This is a genomic window from Microbacterium sp. EYE_78 (assembly GCF_023149035.1).
In the GTDB taxonomy this organism is placed as follows: Bacteria; Actinomycetota; Actinomycetes; order Actinomycetales; family Microbacteriaceae; genus Microbacterium.
Genome location: NZ_JAHXMY010000001.1, coordinates 119542 through 137174 on the forward strand (window position 1 = coordinate 119542; position 17633 = coordinate 137174).

Annotated in this window: 18 protein-coding genes and 1 tRNA gene; 8 read left to right on the forward strand and 11 right to left on the reverse strand. The window is 69.9% G+C overall.

The genetic code is table 11. The features are described from left to right. Window positions 1-47: 47 nt before the first annotated feature. Complete coding sequence (locus tag KZX17_RS00565) at window positions 48-1094, reverse strand: substrate-binding domain-containing protein (RefSeq protein WP_248171540.1); 1047 nt, start codon at window positions 1092-1094, stop codon at window positions 48-50. A gap of 324 nt (window positions 1095-1418) precedes the next feature. On the opposite strand from KZX17_RS00565, the gene KZX17_RS00570 reads away from it, so the two are divergent. The 8 genes from KZX17_RS00570 (at window position 1419) to KZX17_RS00605 (ending at window position 9731) form a co-directional block, all read left to right on the forward strand. Beyond that, window positions 1419-2894, forward strand: a complete 1476-nt coding sequence (locus KZX17_RS00570; RefSeq protein WP_248171684.1) for a sugar ABC transporter ATP-binding protein — start codon at window positions 1419-1421, stop codon at window positions 2892-2894. After that, complete coding sequence (locus KZX17_RS00575; RefSeq protein ID WP_248171539.1) at window positions 2891-3958, forward strand: ABC transporter permease; 1068 nt, start codon at window positions 2891-2893, stop codon at window positions 3956-3958. The genes KZX17_RS00570 and KZX17_RS00575 overlap by 4 nt, the downstream gene beginning before the upstream one ends. Before the next feature lie 95 nt (window positions 3959-4053). Next, window positions 4054-5232, forward strand: a complete 1179-nt coding sequence (locus KZX17_RS00580) for an ROK family transcriptional regulator (RefSeq protein ID WP_248171538.1) — start codon at window positions 4054-4056, stop codon at window positions 5230-5232. Between the two features lie 66 nt (window positions 5233-5298). Continuing rightward, window positions 5299-5976: a YqaJ viral recombinase family protein gene (locus KZX17_RS00585; RefSeq protein ID WP_248171537.1), complete on the forward strand. Its 678-nt coding sequence runs from the start codon at window positions 5299-5301 to the stop codon at window positions 5974-5976. Window positions 5977-6109: 133 nt separating this feature from the next. Further along, the gene (locus KZX17_RS00590) at window positions 6110-7786 is read left to right on the forward strand and encodes an MDR family MFS transporter (RefSeq protein ID WP_248171536.1); all 1677 of its coding nucleotides are present in this window, start codon (window positions 6110-6112) and stop codon (window positions 7784-7786) included. Window positions 7787-7793: 7 nt separating this feature from the next. Further along, window positions 7794-8273: a MarR family transcriptional regulator gene (locus KZX17_RS00595; RefSeq protein ID WP_308194544.1), complete on the forward strand. Its 480-nt coding sequence runs from the start codon at window positions 7794-7796 to the stop codon at window positions 8271-8273. A gap of 148 nt (window positions 8274-8421) precedes the next feature. Beyond that, entirely contained in the window at window positions 8422-9453 is a 1032-nt protein-coding gene (locus KZX17_RS00600; protein WP_248171534.1) for an NADP-dependent oxidoreductase, read from the forward strand. After that, on the forward strand, window positions 9453-9731 hold the full coding sequence (locus tag KZX17_RS00605) for an acylphosphatase (RefSeq protein ID WP_248171533.1): 279 nt from the start codon (window positions 9453-9455) through the stop codon (window positions 9729-9731). Before KZX17_RS00600 ends, KZX17_RS00605 begins: the two co-directional genes overlap by 1 nt. A gap of 10 nt (window positions 9732-9741) precedes the next feature. On the opposite strand, the gene KZX17_RS00610 is transcribed toward KZX17_RS00605, so the two are convergent. The 10 genes from KZX17_RS00610 to KZX17_RS00655 form a co-directional block, all read right to left on the reverse strand. Then, the gene (locus KZX17_RS00610; protein ID WP_308194543.1) at window positions 9742-10530 is read right to left on the reverse strand and encodes an amino acid ABC transporter ATP-binding protein; all 789 of its coding nucleotides are present in this window, start codon (window positions 10528-10530) and stop codon (window positions 9742-9744) included. Continuing rightward, window positions 10517-11140: an amino acid ABC transporter permease gene (locus KZX17_RS00615; RefSeq protein WP_374206649.1), complete on the reverse strand. Its 624-nt coding sequence runs from the start codon at window positions 11138-11140 to the stop codon at window positions 10517-10519. Before KZX17_RS00615 ends, KZX17_RS00610 begins: the two co-directional genes overlap by 14 nt. A 121-nt stretch (window positions 11141-11261) precedes the next feature. Continuing rightward, window positions 11262-12059 (reverse strand): amino acid ABC transporter substrate-binding protein, encoded by a 798-nt coding sequence (locus KZX17_RS00620; protein WP_248171531.1) that lies wholly within the window; start codon window positions 12057-12059, stop codon window positions 11262-11264. A gap of 144 nt (window positions 12060-12203) precedes the next feature. Beyond that, window positions 12204-13244 (reverse strand): nitronate monooxygenase family protein, encoded by a 1041-nt coding sequence (locus tag KZX17_RS00625; RefSeq protein WP_248171530.1) that lies wholly within the window; start codon window positions 13242-13244, stop codon window positions 12204-12206. Between the two features lie 67 nt (window positions 13245-13311). After that, on the reverse strand, window positions 13312-14001 hold the full coding sequence (gene rplA / locus KZX17_RS00630) for a 50S ribosomal protein L1 (protein WP_248171529.1): 690 nt from the start codon (window positions 13999-14001) through the stop codon (window positions 13312-13314). Between the two features lie 13 nt (window positions 14002-14014). After that, window positions 14015-14446, reverse strand: a complete 432-nt coding sequence (rplK, locus tag KZX17_RS00635) for a 50S ribosomal protein L11 (protein ID WP_036310030.1) — start codon at window positions 14444-14446, stop codon at window positions 14015-14017. Between the two features lie 183 nt (window positions 14447-14629). Then, a complete protein-coding gene (nusG, locus tag KZX17_RS00640) occupies window positions 14630-15640 on the reverse strand; it encodes a transcription termination/antitermination protein NusG (RefSeq protein ID WP_248171528.1) in 1011 nt (336 codons plus the stop codon). Between the two features lie 100 nt (window positions 15641-15740). Further along, window positions 15741-16007: a preprotein translocase subunit SecE gene (gene secE / locus KZX17_RS00645; RefSeq protein ID WP_248171527.1), complete on the reverse strand. Its 267-nt coding sequence runs from the start codon at window positions 16005-16007 to the stop codon at window positions 15741-15743. A gap of 44 nt (window positions 16008-16051) precedes the next feature. Continuing rightward, window positions 16052-16124, reverse strand: a tRNA-Trp gene (locus KZX17_RS00650). Between the two features lie 128 nt (window positions 16125-16252). Continuing rightward, complete coding sequence (locus KZX17_RS00655) at window positions 16253-17617, reverse strand: NAD-dependent succinate-semialdehyde dehydrogenase (RefSeq protein WP_248171526.1); 1365 nt, start codon at window positions 17615-17617, stop codon at window positions 16253-16255. Window positions 17618-17633 lie beyond the last annotated feature (16 nt).

The following is a 17633-nucleotide window of genomic DNA, read 5'->3' on the forward strand; positions in this document are numbered from 1 at the left end:
CGAGAGGGTGAGGGGGACGCCCGCGCACCGGGCGCCCCCGCCGGCGATCAGTCGAACGAGAGGTCGATGAACTGGTCGACGTTGTCCTTCGTCACGACCGGGGCGTCGAGGACGATCCGGTTCGGGATGCCGGGGGTCACGATGTCGCCCAGGGTCTTGTTCTGCGCGATCAGACGCGCGAGCGCCACACCGTCGGCCGCCTGCGTGGACGGGTAGATAACCGTCGCCTTCAGGACGGTGTCGTCGGCCTCGATCGCCTCCATGGCGCTGCGGCTTCCGGCGCCGCCCATCATGAAGAACTCGTCGCGGCCCGCGGCGTCGATGGCCGCCAGGACGCCGACGCCCTGGTCGTCGTCGTGGTTCCACAGCGCGTCGATCTGCGGGTTGGCCGAGAGCAGCTGCGACGCCGCCGACTCTCCGCCGGCGACGGTGAAGTCCGCCGCGACCCGGGCCGAGACCTCGAGTCCGCAGTCCTCGAGCGCGTCGGCGAAGCCCTGCGACCGGTCCTGCGTGAGGGGCAGCGAGTCGATGCCGGCGATCTCGGCGACGACGGCGTCGGGGTTGTCGCCGAGCTGCCCGCAGATGTAGGTGCCGGCCGAGACGCCCATGCCGTAGTTGTCGCCGAGCACGGTGGCGCGGGCGGCGAACGGGCTCGAGAACTCGCGGTCGACGTTGATGACGGGGATGCCCGCCTCCATCGCGGCGATCGCGGCCTCGGTGAGGGCTGCACCGTCGGTGGGCAGCAGCACGATCGCGTCGACACCGTCGTTGACGAAGGTCTCGACGGCGGCGATCTGTGCGATCGGGTCGTTCGTGCCCTCGGCGACACGCAGGTCCACGTCGTCGTAGCTGTCGGCCGCGGCCTGCGCGCCGGAGTTGATGGCGCCGAGCCAACCGTGGTCGGCGGCGGGGCCCGAGAAGCCGATGACGACGGTGTCGCCCGACTCCGCGTTCTCCTCGGTCGTGGTGCCCTGGTCCACGACGCTGTCCTCATCGGCGCCGGTGCCCGTGCACCCGGCCAGCAGTCCGATCGCGGCGACCGCGGCGGCCCCGGTCAGGACGAGGCGCGTCCGCGCCGTCATGCGTGAGCGCATGTCTTCCTCCTTGAATGTGATGCAGCTCTGGTGTGAAGCGACCAGCGCGCCTCTCGGCTTTCGAGTACGCACACGAGGAGGTCCGCGCTGACGAGGTCGAACATAACAGAACGAATGCCGTATGCGTCAACTTTTGTTTTTCTATCGTCAGAAGTCCGCGGCCCGCGACAGCTAGCGGGATGGTGCGGCCGATCACGGTCACATAACGACGCTCGGTATGTGGGGAGACCGCCATGAGTCCTCTGGTCGAATCAAACCCCGACGTGTTATGTTCGCCGCGTGATCAAAGTCGACCATGATTCGTCATTACTCGACGTCCGGGGAGTGACGAAGTCCTTCGCCGGCGTGCGGGCCCTGCGCGGCGTGGACCTCGAGGTGAGAGCCGGCGAGGTGCACTGCGTCCTCGGCCAGAACGGTGCCGGGAAGTCCACGCTCATCAAGACCCTCGCGGGCGTCCACCGGCCCGACGATGGTGAGATCCGTTGGAACGGCGACCTCGTCGACATCCCGGACCCGGATGCCGGCCTCGCTCTGGGCATCGCGACGATGTATCAGGAACTCGATGTCGTCGACGGGCTCACCATCGCCGAGAACATCTTCCTCGGGCATGAGCTGTCCCGCGGGGGCTTCACGCGTCGCGGCGAAGCGGCCGCCCGCACCCGCGAGCTGCTGCGGCGTCTCGGCCACGGCGGACTGTCGCCGCACGCCGAGGTCGGCTCGCTGAGTGCGGCGAACAAGCAGATCGTCGCGATGGCTCGCGCGCTCTCGCACGACGTCAGGCTCATCATCATGGACGAGCCGTCCGCCGTCCTCGACACGCACGAGGTCCAGAACCTCTTCGGCGTCGTCCGCGAGCTCACCGCGGCGGGCATCGCTGTCGTCTACATCACACACCGACTCGAGGAGATCCGGCAGATCGGCGACCGCATCACCGTGCTGAAGGACGGTCGCACCACGGCGACCAGCCTGCCGGTCGCCGAGACGCCGACGGCCGAGCTCATCAAGCTGATGACGGGCCGCGAGGTGGCGAACGTCTTCCCGCCGCACGCTCCCCCGGCGCAGGACGCCCCGGTGGTCCTCGAGGTCGAAGGGCTGTCGCTCCGCGGCGTCTTCGACGACGTCTCGTTCCGTGTCCGCGCAGGCGAGGTCGTCGGCCTCGCGGGGCTCGTCGGGTCCGGGCGCTCCGAGATCCTCGAGACCGTCTACGGGGCACGGCGCGCGACCGCGGGCAGCGTCCGGGTCGCCGGAAAGGCCCTGCGGAAAGGCTCGGTCGTCCACGCGGTGGCCGCCGGCGTGGGGCTGTCGCCCGAGGAGCGCAAGAGCCAGGGCCTCGTCCTCGACGAGCCGATCGCGATGAACGTCAGCCTTCCGTCGATGTCGAAGTTCTCCCGTGGCGGGTTCCTCGACTTCCGCGGGGAGCGCGCCGCAGCTCGCGCGCAGATCGACGCGCTCGAGCTGCGCCCCGCCGACCCCGACCGACCCGCGCGCACGCTCTCGGGCGGCAACCAGCAGAAGATCCTGCTCGCACGCTGGCTCGTCCACGGCACGCGCGTGCTGCTCCTCGACGAGCCGACGCGCGGTGTCGACGTCGGGGCCCGCGCCGAGATCTACTCGCTCATCCGGCGCCTGGCGGCCGACGGCAACGCCGTCGTCATCGTCTCGAGCGAGATCGAAGAGGTGATCGGGCTGTCCGACACCGTCCTCGTCGTGGCGGAGGGCCGCATCCTCTCCACCGTCCCGTCATCCCAGATCGACGAGCACGGTGTGCTCGACCTCGTCATGAAAGGAACCGCCGCGTGAGCGAGCAGACCACCACGGGGGCGGACACCCCGCTCACCCCGACCGACGCCGCCCCGACCACCTCGGCGATCACCACCGACGACACCCCCATGTGGCGCCGCATCCTCTCCGGCTCCGTCGGACGCAACCTCGGCCTCGTCCTGGCGCTCCTCGTCCTCGTCATCGTGGGAGCCGTGACCGCCCCGGACACCTTCCTCGGGCTGTCCAACATCATGGTGATCCTGCGGCAGGCGTCGATCATCGGCGTGATCAGCATCGGGATGACGCTGGTGATCATCGCCGGCGGCATCGACCTCTCCGTCGGGTCGGTCATGGGACTCGCCTCGGTCGTCGCCGCGCTCGCCGTCGTCCAGGACCTCGCCGATCAGTCGCACTGGATCGTCATGGTCGTCGTCGCCCTCGCCGTCGGCGTCTTCGCCGGCCTCCTCAACGGGATCGTGATCGCCTACGGCAACGTGGTCGCCTTCATGGCGACACTCGCGATGCTCGTCGGCGCCCGCGGGCTCGCCGAGATCCTCGCCGACCGACGCACCCTGCAGGTGGGCGGTCAGCGCGAGTTCATCACCTTCATGAACCTCGACATCCTCGGTGTCGACATGCTCATCTGGATCTTCCTCATCGTCGCCGTCCTCGGCTGGGTCCTGCTCAACCGCACCACGTTCGGTCGCCGCACCGTCGCCATCGGCGGCAACCGCGAGGCGGCGCGCCTCGCCGGCATCAACGTGAAGCGCCACGTCATGTACCTCTACGCGATCTCGGGACTGTGCGCGGGTGTCGCCGGCGTCATGATCCTCGGGCGCACGACGGCGGGCACGTCGGTCAACGGGGTGCTCTACGAGCTGGACGCCATCGCCGCCGTCGTCGTCGGTGGGACGCTGCTCATCGGCGGACGCGGCACGATCACCGGCACGGTCTTCGGCGTCCTCATCTTCGCGACCCTCACCAACGTGTTCGTCCAGAACAACCTCACGTCGTCCGTGCAGGCTGTCGCGAAGGGCGTCATCATCGTCGTCGCCGTCCTCCTCCAGCAGCGCTTCGCACGGCCGGCAGGCCGCTCGTCCTGAGCCGTCGCCGCGGAGCGTCATATGGACGGAGACCATAGCTCCGCGGAGGAGAATCGACGCGCGTGCCCGACTGCAGGACCCGGAAGAAGTGACCGATGACCGACTCCCCCACCGTGGCGCCCGGCGTCAGCGAACTCTTCCAGCTGCTGCGCGACGGCGCTCCGCGGACCCGCGCCGAGCTCGCGAAGTCCACCGGACTCGCCCGGTCGACGATCGCAGCACGGGTGGACGAGCTCATGCGGATGGGGCTGATCACCGCCGTCGCCGACAAGGTGTCGACCGGAGGGCGACCGCCGTCGCAGTTCGCGCTGAACCCCGGCGCGAAGGTGGTCGTCGCCGCTGATCTCGGCGCATCGCACGCGACCGTCGCGATCGCGGACCTCGCCGGCACGATCTTGGCCGAGTCGTCGGAGTCGATCGACATCGCAGACGGGCCGGATGCCGTCCTGACCTGGCTGCTCGACGGCGCGCGGCGCCTGCTCGCCGAGGTCGACCGCGACGACGCCTCGGTCGCGGCGATCGGGATCGGCGTGCCGGGGCCGGTGGAGCACTCCACCGGCAAGCCCACGAACCCGCCGATCATGCCCGGATGGGACCGCTTCGACGTCCCCGGCTGGCTGCAACGGCACATCGCCGTCCCCGTGCTCGTCGACAACGACGTCAACACCATGGCGCTCGGCGAGCGCGCGATCGCCTGGCCGGGCGTCGACAACCTGCTCTTCGTCAAGATCGCCACCGGCATCGGCGCGGGCCTCATCTCCGACGGCCACCTCCAACGCGGCGCGCAGGGGGTCGCGGGCGACATCGGCCACGTCCAGGTGGCGCGCGGGAACGACGTGCCCTGCACGTGCGGCAACCGCGGATGCCTCGAGGCCCTCGCCTCGGGCCCCGCGATCGCCCGCAGTCTGCGTGCGATCGGTGTCGACGCGCACACGGGCGGTGACGTCGTCGACCTCGTCAAGCGCGGCAACGTGGAGGCGATCCAGGCGGTGCGGCAGGCGGGTCGCGACATCGGCGAAGTCCTCACCACCTGTGTGAGCCTCGTGAACCCCTCCGTCATCGCGATCGGCGGATCGATGGCCCGTGTCGGTGAGCACCTCATCGCCGGTGTCCGCGAGGTCGTCTACGCGCGGTCGACACCCCTCGCCACAGCGCACCTCTCGATCGTGCAGTCGGCGACCGGCGCGCAGGCGGGCGTCCTCGGTGCGAGCATGCTCGCCGTCGAGCACGCCCTTTCCCGTGACGTCCTCGCGTCGGGTCTCGCGGCCGTCTGACCCCGCGGGGCGACGGATGCGGCGGGTCGGACGCCGGGCGCGGGAGGCCCGACTTAGGATCGTCGGGTGACCCCCGAACTCGCCGCCCGGATCGTCGCGGACTCCCGCGACCGGGTCGCGTGGATGCGGGCGCGCTCCCGCGGCATCACGGCGACCGACGTCGCGTCGCTCACGAGCGACCGCGCGATCCCCCGCGCCGCCGAGGCGAAGCTGAACGGGTCGGGCTTCAGCGGCAACGCCTACACCGATCACGGCAGACGCCGCGAGCCGGAGATCGCCGCCTGGGTCGCGGCGACCCACGGCATCGGCCCCTCGTCTGCGCTGTTCCACGCCGAGGTCGAGAAGCGTCACCTGGCGACGCCCGACGGGATCATGGTCGACACCGCGGGCCGCGTCGTGCTCGCCGAGATCAAGACCACCAACAAGACGTGGAAGTCGATCCCCCGCACCTACCTGCGGCAGGTGTGGTGGCAGCAGCACGTCCTGGGCGCCGAACGGACCCTCGTCGTCTGGGAGGAGCACCAGGACTTCGTGCCGCTCCGCGATGAGCCGCGCTGCGCCTGGATCGATCGGGACGAGACCGAGATCCACTCGTTGGTCCGACTCGCCACCGGCCTGATCGACGAGCTCTACCACCGGACCACGGGCAAGACCCCGCCGGTCCGCGAGACCGTCGCCGCGGTCAGCCGACGCGAGCAACTGCGCGAACGGGACATCTTCCGCGCCCTCGCCCTCGCGGACTGACGTCCGCCGCTCCGCCTGCCCCCTCCCGGGCGGTGTTCGTCATGGGCGGACGCCCGTTGGTTGACGCGGATCAATCATCGTCATATAGTTGACCTCTATCAATTGTTGACGTGCATCACCTATCTGGAGTCGAATGGCCACCTCCGCCCCGCCCGCCCCGCGCCGGGTCCTCGCCCCACTGTCAGGGCTCCTCCTCGGCATGTTCGTGTCGATGATCGCCTCGACGGTCGTCTCGACGTCGCTACCCGTGATCATCCACGACCTCGACGGCGACCAGGGAGCCTTCACCTGGGTCGTGACCGCGACCCTGCTGACCACTGCGATCTCGACCCCGATCTGGGGCAAGCTCGCCGACCTGGTGAACCGCAAGGCGCTCTATCAGATCGCGCTCGTCATCTTCGTCCTCGCCACGGCAGCCGCCGGCTTCGCGCAGGACCCCGCCACGCTCATCGCCTTCCGTGCGGTGCAGGGCCTCGGCGCCGGCGGGCTCGCGGCCCTCAGCCAGGTGCTGATGGCCGACATCATCAGCCCTCGCGAGCGAGGCCGCTACATGGGCCTGTTCGGCGCGGTCATGGCGGTCGCGACCGTCGGCGGACCGCTCCTCGGCGGCGTGATCACCGACGCGTTCGGCTGGCGCTGGAACTTCTTCGTCTCGCTCCCCGTCGCCGTCGCGGCGCTCATCATGGTGCAGCGCACGCTCCCCCACGCGAGCGTCAGCGCGCGTCGACCCAAGATCGACTACCTCGGCATCGTCCTGCTCTCGACGGCCGTCTCGCTGCTGCTCATCTGGGTCACCAGCGCCGGATCCAGCTTCGACTGGTGGGGCATCGAGACGATCCTCATGGTGGGCGGTGCGCTCGTCGCAGCCGTGCTCTTCGTGGTCGTCGAGCTCCGCGTCGCCGAGCCGCTCGTCCCGCTGACCCTCTTCCGCGACCGCACCTTCACGCTGTCCGTGGTCGCCTCGATCGCCACCGGCATCGCCATGTTCGGCGCATCGGTCTTCCTCGGGCAGTACATGCAGATGGCCCGCGGCGCGACGCCGACCGAGGCCGGCCTCATGACCATCCCGATGATCGCGGGCCTGCTCCTCTCGTCGGTCGGCGTCGGTGCGCTCATCACCCGGTACGGCCACTGGAAGCCCTACCTGATCGTCGGCAGCATCCTGCTCACCGCCGGTGCCACCCTCCTGTCGACCATCCACTACGACACCGACTTCTTCCTCGTGTCGGTGTACATGTTCCTGCTCGGCGCCGGCGTCGGCATGACGATGCAGAACCTCGTGCTCGCCGTCCAGAACAGCGCGAAGCCGTCGGAGATCGGCGTCGCCAGCTCGGGCGTCACCTTCTTCCGGAGCCTCGGCGGCACGGTCGGCGTCTCCCTCATGGGCGCGGCACTCGCCACCCGGGTGACCGACCTCTTCGGCGGAGCGCAGGAGCGCATCGTCGCAGCGCTGACCGCACTCGGGCCGGACGGTGCCACGTGGGCGAAGCAGCTGTCGTCGGGCACCCTTCCGCAGGTGTCGGCCATGCCCGAGCAGCTGCGGGTCATCGTCGAGGACATCTACGCGCAGGGCATCTCGTCTGCCTTCCTCATCGCCGTGCCGTTCGGCGTGATCAGCATCCTCGCGGTCCTGTTCCTCCCCAACCGCAGCCTCAGCACCATGACGACGACCGAGCGCCGGCACGCGTCCGAGGCCGACCTCGCGACGGTATCGGTGCCTGGAGGGATGGATGCCGTGACCGCTACCGGTTCGATCGCGATCCCCGCACAGGGCGTCCCGGGCGCCGACGGCGCGGAGACCCGCCGATAACATGGGCATGATGTCCGTCGAGTCCGACCGAGAGGCCCGCACCCAGGCGGTGCGGGCCCTCGAGGGCGAATTCAGCGACCTGATCACGCAGTTCCGGCGCCGGATCACCGAGAACGCGAACCGGGTCAGCCCCGGCATGCTGCCCGGTGCCTATAAGGTCTTCACGACCATCGTCCGCCACGAGCCCATCACCCAGTCCGCGCTGGCCGAGATGCTCGTGCTCGACAAGGGCCAGCTCAGCCGGACCGTCCGCGAGTTGACCGAGCTCGACCTCATCGAACGGACCCCCGACCCCAACGACGGTCGCTCGAGTCTGCTCACCTCCACCGCGCACGGTCGCGACCGCCTCGCCGAGGCCCGGATCCCTCAGGAGGGCGCGCTGCTGCGGGCGCTGGAGGACTGGCGCGTCGAGGACATCGAGAACCTCAGTCGCCTGCTCCACGCCCTCGTCGCCGGCGCGCGACCGGACGAGGAGGCGACCGCGTGATCGTGGATGCCGGGCGCCACCTCGCGGGCGGATTCTCGACTCGGTGACCACGGCGTAACACCGCCGAGACAATGGCGCGGTTGACTGGTGCTCCACCCAAGCACCACGCAGCGCCCGACGTCGAGCGCACGGTGAGAAGGAGCGTCCGATGCGATTCCGGCCGCTGCGATCCGCAGCCCCCACCGCCAGCGAGATCGTCGACGTGACGACTCCTCCCCCGGTCATGCGCGCCGTCGTCTACGACGCCACCGGCGACGCGGGCGTGCTGCACGAGTCCGAGGTCACCGTGCCCGAGCCCGCCCTCAGCGAGCTCCTCGTCCGCGTGATCGCGGCGGGCACGAATCCCATCGACGCGAAGACCCGGGCGGGGCGCGGCGTCTCACGTCATGTCGCGGAATACCCCACCACCCCGGGCTTCGACTTCAGCGGCGTCGTCGTGTCGAGCCCGTTCGAGTCGCACCCGCTGCAGCCCGGCGAGCAGGTGTTCGGCATGGTGCCCTTCCCCCGCACCGGCGGATCGTACGCGGAGTACGTCGTCGTTCCGAGTCTGTCGGTCACGCGCAAACCCGCCGCGCTCTCGCACGTCGAGGCGGCCGGCGTCCCCCTGGCGGCCCTGACGGCGTGGGGACTCGTCGTCGAGACGGCGCACGCGCACGAGGGTCAGCGCGTCCTCATCCACGCCGGCTCCGGGGGCGTCGGACACTTCGCGGTCCAGCTCGCGGCGTACTTCGGCGCCCACGTGACCGCGACGGGCTCGGAACGCAACCTCGGCTGGCTGCGCGAGCTCGGCGCGGCCGTCGCCGTCGACTACGCGACCACCCGCTTCGAGGACGTCGTCGGCGAGATGGACGTCGTCATCGACCTCGTCGGCAACGTGCACGACGACACGGGCGCGCGGTCACTCGGCGTCCTCCGCCCCGGCGGACTCTACGTCATGGTGCCCACGGGCGGGTGGCCCGACTACGCTGAGGCCGCTGCCGCGGCGGGAGTCCGGGCGACGACGTACAAGGTGATCCCCGACGGCTCCGTCCTCGCCACGATCGCGAGGCTGCTGGATTCCGGCGCGATCCAGGTGTACATCGACCGCGTCTTCGAGCTCGCCGACGCGGCCGAGGCCCACCGGGAGCTCGAGCGCGGGCATGCGCGCGGCAAGCTGGTCCTGCGCGTGGCGGACGCCTGATGCGCCGCATCCGCCTCGTCGTCCGCGGCGTCGTCCAGGGCGTCGGCTTCCGGTTCACTATGCAGCACATGGCGCAGCAGGCCGGCGCCACCGGCTGGGTCCGCAACCGCGGCGACGGCACGGTCCAGGCCGAGGTGCAGGGGACGGCGTCCGCCGTCGAGGCGGTCGTCGACTGGGCGGCGCGTGGGCCCCGCGGCGGGTCGGTCGACGACGTCGCGATGACCGAGATCGAGCCGCTGAGCGACGAGACCGGGTTCGAGATCCGTCGCGACGCCTGAGCGTCGCGGGTCAGTCCTCGAGCGGACGGAGGATCCGGTCGAGGAATCGCTTCGTGCGCTCCTCACGGGGTGCCGCGAACAGCTCGCGAGGATGCCCCCGCTCGACGATCCGACCGCCGTCGAAGAAGACTACCTCGTCGGCGACCTGCCGGGCGAACCCGAGCTCGTGGGTCACGATGACCATCGTCCACCCCTCCTCGGCGAGTTCCTTCAGCACCACCAGGACCTCGCCGACGAGCTCGGGGTCCAGCGCGCTCGTGGGCTCGTCGAACAAAAGGACGTCGGGCTGCAGTGCGAGCGCGCGGACGATGCCGACCCGCTGCTGCTGGCCACCGGAGAGTTCGTGGGGGTAGGCATCCCGCTTCTGCGCCAACCCCACCCGCGCGAGCAGCCGCTCGGCCTCGGCCGTCGCGACGTCCTTCGCCGTGCCGTGCGCGTGGACGGGACCCTCGATCACGTTGTCGAGCACGGTCAGATGCGGGAACAGGTTGTGGTGCTGGAAGACCATCGCGGAGCGGTCGCGGAGCGCTGCGCGCTCAGCCTTGCGGTCACGCGTCCGCGCGGGCGGCGCCGAGAAGTCGTGACGCTGCCCGTCGGCGAAGACGATCGTGCCCGATTCGGGGGTCTCCAGACCGTTCAGGCAGCGGAGGACCGTCGTCTTGCCGGATCCGCTGGGGCCGATGAGGCAGGTCACCTGTCCGCGTCCGACGGCGAAGTCGACGCCGTCCAGCACGACGGTGTCGCCGAAGGACTTCTGCAGGCCCGAGACGGCGATCAGTGGGGTCTCAGTGTGCGACACGGCGATCGAGCCTCCGTTCGATGCGGCCCTGACCGAAGGAGAGGACCAGGCAGAAGAGCCAGTAGATGAACGCCGCCTCGATGTAGACGACCATGAACTCGAGGCTGAAGGCGGCGATGTTCTGCGCGACCCGGAAGAGCTCGGCGACCGTGATGGATGCCACGAGCGAGGTGTCCTTCACGAGCGAGATGAACGTGTTCGACAGCGGCGGCACCGAGACGCGGGCCGCCTGCGGCAGAATGATCCGGCGCAGCGCGGTGGCGCGCGACAGCCCGACCGTGAACCCGGCCTCCCACTGTCCCTTGGGGACGGACAGGATCGCTGCCCGGATGACCTCGGCCGCGTACCCGCCGACGTTCAGCGACAGGGCGATCACCGCCGCCGGCCACGCCTCGATACGGACGCCGATCTGCGGCAGTCCATAGAACACGACGAAGATCTGGACCAGCAGCGGGGTCCCGCGGATGGCGGAGATGTAGAACCGGGCGATGCCGGAGAGCACCCGGTTGCCCGAGATGCGCATGAGCGCGGCGGCGATCGCGAGCGCGAGGCCGATCGCGAACGAGATCAGCGCGAGCGGGATGGTGACCGTGACCCCCGCCACGAACATCGGCCAGAAGGAGGTCAGGATCAGCTGCCACGTGTCGGTGTCCACCGGCATCCTCTCTCAGAACGGGAACGGGCTCGGCGAGACGCTGTGCAGCGCCGCGCCGAGCCCGCGGGAACGGATGTCACTCGGTGACGTCGGCTCCGAAGTAGGTGTCGCTGATCTCGGCGAGGGTTCCATCTTCGCGCAGCTCGGCCAGCGCGTCATCGATCGCGTCGATGAGGGCCGTCTTGTCCTTCGTCGCTGCGACGGCGCTCCGAGCGGGATCCGTTTCGGCCGCGATCTTGAGGCCGGTCGGTCCGTCGGTCTTCTCGTAGTCGAGGAAGGTGAGCTTGTCGTTGACCGTGGCCTCGACGCGGTCCTGGCGGAGCAGCTCGACGGCCTGGGCCCAGCCCTCGATGGGGGTGACGTCGGCGCCGGCCTCTTCGGCGAGCTGGTAGAAGTTGCTCGTCAGCGACTGCGCGGTCTTCTTGCCCTTCAGGTCGTCGAAGCTCTGGATCGAGTCGTCGCCCTCCTTGACGACCACGACGCTCGGCGAGACGGTGTACGGCTCGCTGAAGAGGTACTTCTCCTCGCGCTCGGGGTTGATCGAGACCTGGTTCGCGATGACGTCGAAGCGGCCCGCGTCGAGGCCGGCGAAGATGCCGTCCCACTGGGTCTCCTGGAACTCGATGTCGAGGTCGAGCTTCTCGGCGACGGCCTCGATGATCTCGACGTCGTAGCCGACGAGCGCGCCGCTCTCGTCGTGGTACGAGAAGGGGCGGTAGGTGCCCTCGGTCGCGACGGTCAGGGTGCCGGCCTTCACCAGTCCGTAGTCCTCCCCCTCAGCCGCGCCCGTTCCGGATCCGCCGGTGGAGCATCCCGCGAGGGCGATGACGGACGTGAGGGCGAGGGCGCCGAGAGCGGCGGTGCGGCGGGACATGGGTCTCCTTGGTGAGGGGAACGGGGGGCTGGCCACGCGTCGGGTGAGCGCGACCCCCCAGTACAACACCTCCGGGCGGAGGTTCTTCCCTCGTGTGACGATCTGTTGCTGTGAGCGTGCCCCACGCGGCGTCGGAGCGGACCGTCAGCGTGGGAGCCCGGCGACGAGCTCGGACAGCACGCCCGCCGCATCCCCACCCGACCCCAGCGCCGAGGCCTGCCCGGCCCAGAGCGACGACAGCTCGGCGTCGCCGGCGGCGGCCGCCCGGAAGACGCCGGTCAGCCAGTTCTGCGCGGGGAACGGTGCGATCGCATCCGCGGCCTCGATCTCGCGGACCGCACGATTCGGGATGCCCCGTGCCAGCCGCCCGCTCATGGCCCGGGTCAGGACGGTGCCGGTGTCGGCGGAGTCCGCAAGGGCGGCGCGGTGCCCCGCCGAAGCCGCGGACTGCCGCGAGCGCAGGAACGCGGACCCGACTTGGACGCCCGAGGCGCCCAGCGCGAAGGCTGCGGCGACGCCGCGGCGGTCGGCGACGCCGCCCGCCGCGATGACGGGGACGCCGACGGCGTCCACCACCTGCGGGATGAGCGCGAAGGTCCCGACGAGCGAGCGCTCGGCCTGCCCCAGGAACGTGACGCGATGACCGGCCGCCTCGGCGCCGCTCGCGACGATCGCGTCGACACCGCCGGCCTCCAACGCGCGCGCCTCGGCGACAGACGTCGCCGTCCCGATGACGCGGATGCCGCGGCGATGCGCCTCATCGACGACGCCGCGCGTCGGGACGCCGAACACGACGCTCAGGACGGCGGGCGCGGCATCCCACACCGCGTCGAGCTGCTCCTCGAACGGCGGCAGGAAGCGCGCCGGCGTCGCGGGCGGCTCGACACCGGCTGCGCGGTACAGCGGCGCCAGCGCGTCGCGTGCCGCCCCGAGGTCGACGTCGGCGGGGGTCACCTCGTCACCGGTCGGCAGCCACAGGTTCAACGCGAACGGCCGGTCGGTCGCCGCGCGCAGCGCCGCAGCGGTCTCGCGGATGCGCTCCCCGTCGTAGCCGTACAGCCCGAAGGAGCCGAGCCCGCCCCCGTCGCTGACCGCCGCGGTGAGGGCGACCGACGACATCCCGCCGAAGGGTCCGAGCACGATCGGGACGTCGATGCCGAGCATCTGCTCGAGTGTGCCGTGCATCCTCCGACGCTAGCAACGACGAAGGGGCCCCACCCGGAGGTGGAGCCCCTTGCGATCAGACGCGAGGTCAGACCAGTGCGTTGACGTCCAGCGGGATGCCGGGGCCGAACGTGGTCGAGACGGCGCCCTTCTGGATGTAGCGGCCCTTGGCGCTCGACGGCTTCAGACGCACGATCTCTTCGAGCGCGGCGTTGAAGTTCTCGTTCAGCTGCTCCTCGGAGAACGAGGCCTTGCCGACGACGAAGTGCACGTTGGCGTGCTTGTCGACGCGGAACTCGATCTTGCCGCCCTTGATCTCCTCCACGGCCTTGGCCGGGTTGGGGGTCACGGTGCCGGTCTTGGGGTTCGGCATGAGGCCGCGGGGCCCGAGGACCTTTCCGAGGCGACCGACCTGGCCCATGAGCTCGGGCGTGGCGACGGCCGAGTCGAACGCGGTGAACCCACCGGCGACCTTCTCGATGAGCTCGGCGCCGCCGACCTCGTCGGCGCCGGCGGCGATCGCGGCCTCAGCGGCTGCACCCGTCGCGAAGACGATGACGCGAGCGGTCTTGCCGGTGCCGTGGGGCAGGATGACCGTGCCGCGGACCATCTGGTCCGCCTTGCGCGGGTCGACGGCCAGCTTCAGCGCGACCTCGACGGTCGAGTCGAACTTGGCCGAACCGGTCTCCTTGGCGAGGGCGACAGCCTGCGCGGAGGAGTAGAACGTGGAGCGGTCGATCTTCGCCGCTGCTGCTTCGTAAGCCTTGGACTTCGCCATGATGATCTTCCCCTCAGCTCTCGACCGTGATGCCCATGGAGCGGGCGGTGCCGGCGATGATCAGCGAGGCGGCCTCGATGTCGTTGGCGTTCAGGTCGGGCATCTTCGTCTCGGCGATCTGGCGGACCTGATCCTTGGTCAGCTTCGCGACCTTGGTGGTGTGCGGGGTCGCAGAACCCTTCGCGACGCCGGCGGCCTTCTTGATGAGCTCCGCGGCGGGCGGGGTCTTCAGGACGAAGGTGAAGCTGCGGTCCTCGTAGACGGTGATCTCGACGGGGATGACGTTGCCGCGCTGCGACTCGGTCGCGGCGTTGTACGCCTTGCAGAACTCCATGATGTTGACGCCATGCTGACCGAGCGCGGGGCCGATCGGCGGCGCCGGGTTGGCTGCACCGGCGTTGATCTGCAGTTTGATCAGGCCGGTCACCTTCTTCTTCGGTGCCATTTCCTCTTCCTTTCACGAGCGAGGCGGAGGCCTCGTTCTCCCACGGTCCCGGCGGTTCCGGTCGTGGTGGTGTTCGCGCGCGCGACGAATCGGCGCACAAACCACATGAGTCTACCGCATCCGGCATCCTCCGGCACGACGAAGGCCCCGCCGGAGCGGGGCCTTCGCGGATCCTGCGGAGTCTTACTGCTTGGTGACCTGGTCGAAGCTGAGCTCCACCGGCGTCTCGCGCTCGAAGAGCGAGACGAGGACGGTGAGCTTGCCGCTCTCGGGCTTGATCTCGGAGATCGATCCGGGCAGGCCCGCGAACGAACCCTCCTTGATGGTGATCGTCTCGCCGATCTCGAAGTCGACCTCGGTGACGACGGTGCGCGCCTGGGTCGGCGAGCCCTTGGCGGCGCCGCCCTTCGCGGGGGCGACCTCCTTGGCCTCGACGAGCGGCTTGAGCATGTTGAACGCCTCTTCGAAGCGCAGCGGGGTCGGGTTGTGGGCGTTGCCGACGAAGCCGGTGACCCCGGGGGTGTGGCGGACGACGGACCAGGTGTCCTCGTTGAGCTCCATGCGCACCAGCACGTATCCGGGGATCCGGACACGGTTGACCATCTTGCGCTGGCCGTTCTTGATCTCGACGACGTCCTCCATCGGGACCTCGACCTGGTAGATGTCCTCTTCGACCTCGAGCGTGGACTTGCGCTGCTCGATGTTGGCCTTCACCTTGCGCTCGAAGCCCGCGTAGGAGTGGATGACGTACCACTTGCCCTCGAGCGAGCGGAGCTCCTGACGGAACGCCTCGTAGGGGTCCTCGGGGGTGTCGTCCTCGTCCTCGTCGGCGCCGAGCTCGGGGCCGTCGTAGGGCGCGACCTCGTCGGCTGCGGCGGCAGCGCGCTCGGCCTCCTCGTCGGCGAGCGACTCGGTGAGCACCTCGGCGGCGGCCTCGGCCTCGTCGGCCTGGTCGATCTCGAGCGCGTCGTTGACGACGCGGTCGGCTTCGGGATCCTCGATCACGACACTGTCCTCCCCGGTGGGCTCGTCGTCGACGGGCTCGTCGTCCTCGATGTGCAGCGCGGCGTGCTCGGCCGACTCGGCGGAGCGCTCCTGGTCTGCCAGGACGTTGCCCTCCTGCGCCTCGTCGTCCTCGCTGGACTGCTCCGCGGCGGTCGACCAGTCGGCGTCGTCGACGTATCTTTCAGTCACGTTGTTCACTTCCCTGGTTGGTCAGCTGCGGTGTGTTCAGCTGCGATGTTCGGGTGGGATGCCGGTGGTCGTCATCCCCTCGGAACGGGGTCGTCCGTCGTCAGCTCGGAACGCCGAAGACGACGTCGACGACCCAGGTGAACAGGAGGTCGAGTCCGTACACGAACGCCATCACGACGACGACGAAGGCCAGGACGACCAGGGTGAACTTCACCAGCTCCTGGCGGGTCGGCGTGACGACCTTGCGGAGCTCGGCGATCACCTGGCGGATGAAGAGGGCGATCCGCTGGAAGAAGTTGAGCTTCCTCTCGCGGGTGGCGCCGCTGCTGGCAGCGACGACCTCGCCGTTCGGCTCATCCTGGACCATTCAACCCACCTGTTGCTCGGTTCGAGTCAGCTGACGCTGACGCGCAGGGCGGACAGGAATCGAACCTGCAACCTGCGGTTTTGGAGACCGCTGCTCTGCCAATTGAGCTACCGCCCTAAGGTCTTGCGACCCGGGAATCCGCATCCTCCGGCGCCCATGGGCACGGCAAAAGATTGCAGACAACTGCGTCGTCCAGTGTACGTCATGGGCAGGGGCGGCGCGAATCACGCCGCCCCTGCCACGGCTCACGCGACGCGGACGAGCTTCTTGTTCACGAACTCGTCGGCGGCGAGGAGGCCGAGCTCACGACCGGTGCCGGAGCGCTTGATGCCGCCGAAGGGCAGCCCCGGCTCGTCGGCGAGGACGAGGTTCACGTAGACCATGCCCGCGTCGATGCGATCGGCCACCCGCGCCGCCTGCGCGTCGTCGGTCGTGAAGACGTAGGAGCCGAGGCCGAACGGGGTGTCGTTCGCGATGCGCACGGCCTCGTCCTCGTCCGCAGCTCGGTAGACGACGCCCGCGGGGCCGAACAGCTCCTCGCGGTACACGTCCATCTCGGGGGTGACGTCCGTCAGCACGGTGGGCGCGAAGAAGGCCCCGTCGCGCGTGCCGCCGGTGACGACCGTGGCGCCCTGGGCGACGGCATCCCGGATCTGCTGCTCGAGACGCTCGGCGGCGGCGACCGACGACAGCGGCCCGAGGACGGTGTCGGAGGACCACGGGTCGCCCACGCTGGCGGCCGACATTTTCGCGGTGAAGGCCTCGACGAACGCGTCGTAGAGACCGTCGACGACGATGAACCGCTTCGCGCCGTTGCAGGACTGTCCGGTGTTGTCGAGGCGCGCGTCGACCGCGGCCTGCGCGACGGCGTCGAGGTCGTCGGCCGACAGGACGATGAACGGATCCGACCCGCCGAGCTCGAGCGCGACCTTCTTGAGGTTGCGACCGGCGACCTCTGCGACGGCGGCGCCCGCGCGCTCCGACCCCGTCACGGACGCGCCGTGGATGCGGCGGTCGGCGATGACCTCGGCCGCCTGCTCGTTCGTCAGGTAGACGTTCGTGTAGGCCCCCTCGGGGAAGCCGGCGTCGCGGTAGATCGCCTCGATGGCCGCGGCCGACTCGGGGCACTGCGGGGCGTGCTTCAGGAGGATCGTGTTGCCGATCGCGAGGTTCGGCGCCGCGAAGCGCGCCACCTGGTAGTACGGGAAGTTCCACGGCATGACGCCGAGGAGCGCCCCCAGCGGCGCCTTGCGGATGACGGCGGTGCCGTCGCCCTCGATCGGCACCGGCACGTCGGCGGTGATCTCGTCGATGTGGTCGGCGTAGTACTCGGTGATGTCGGCCGCGAAGTCCACTTCGCCGAGCGCGCCGTCGATCTGCTTGCCCATCTCGCGGACGATGATCCCCGCGAGGTCCTGGCGGCGCTCTCGGTGCAGCTGCGCGACACGGCGCAGGAGGTCGGCGCGCTCGGCGGGCGTGGAGGTCCTCCCCCAGCCCTGTGCGGCGGCGTCGGCGGCGGCGAGGGCCGATTCGACGTCGTCGGCGGTCGCGGTCGGGTACGTGGCGTGGGTCTGCCCCGTGGCGGGGTCGATGACGGCGTAGTCGCTCATGATGCTCCTCTTCGTC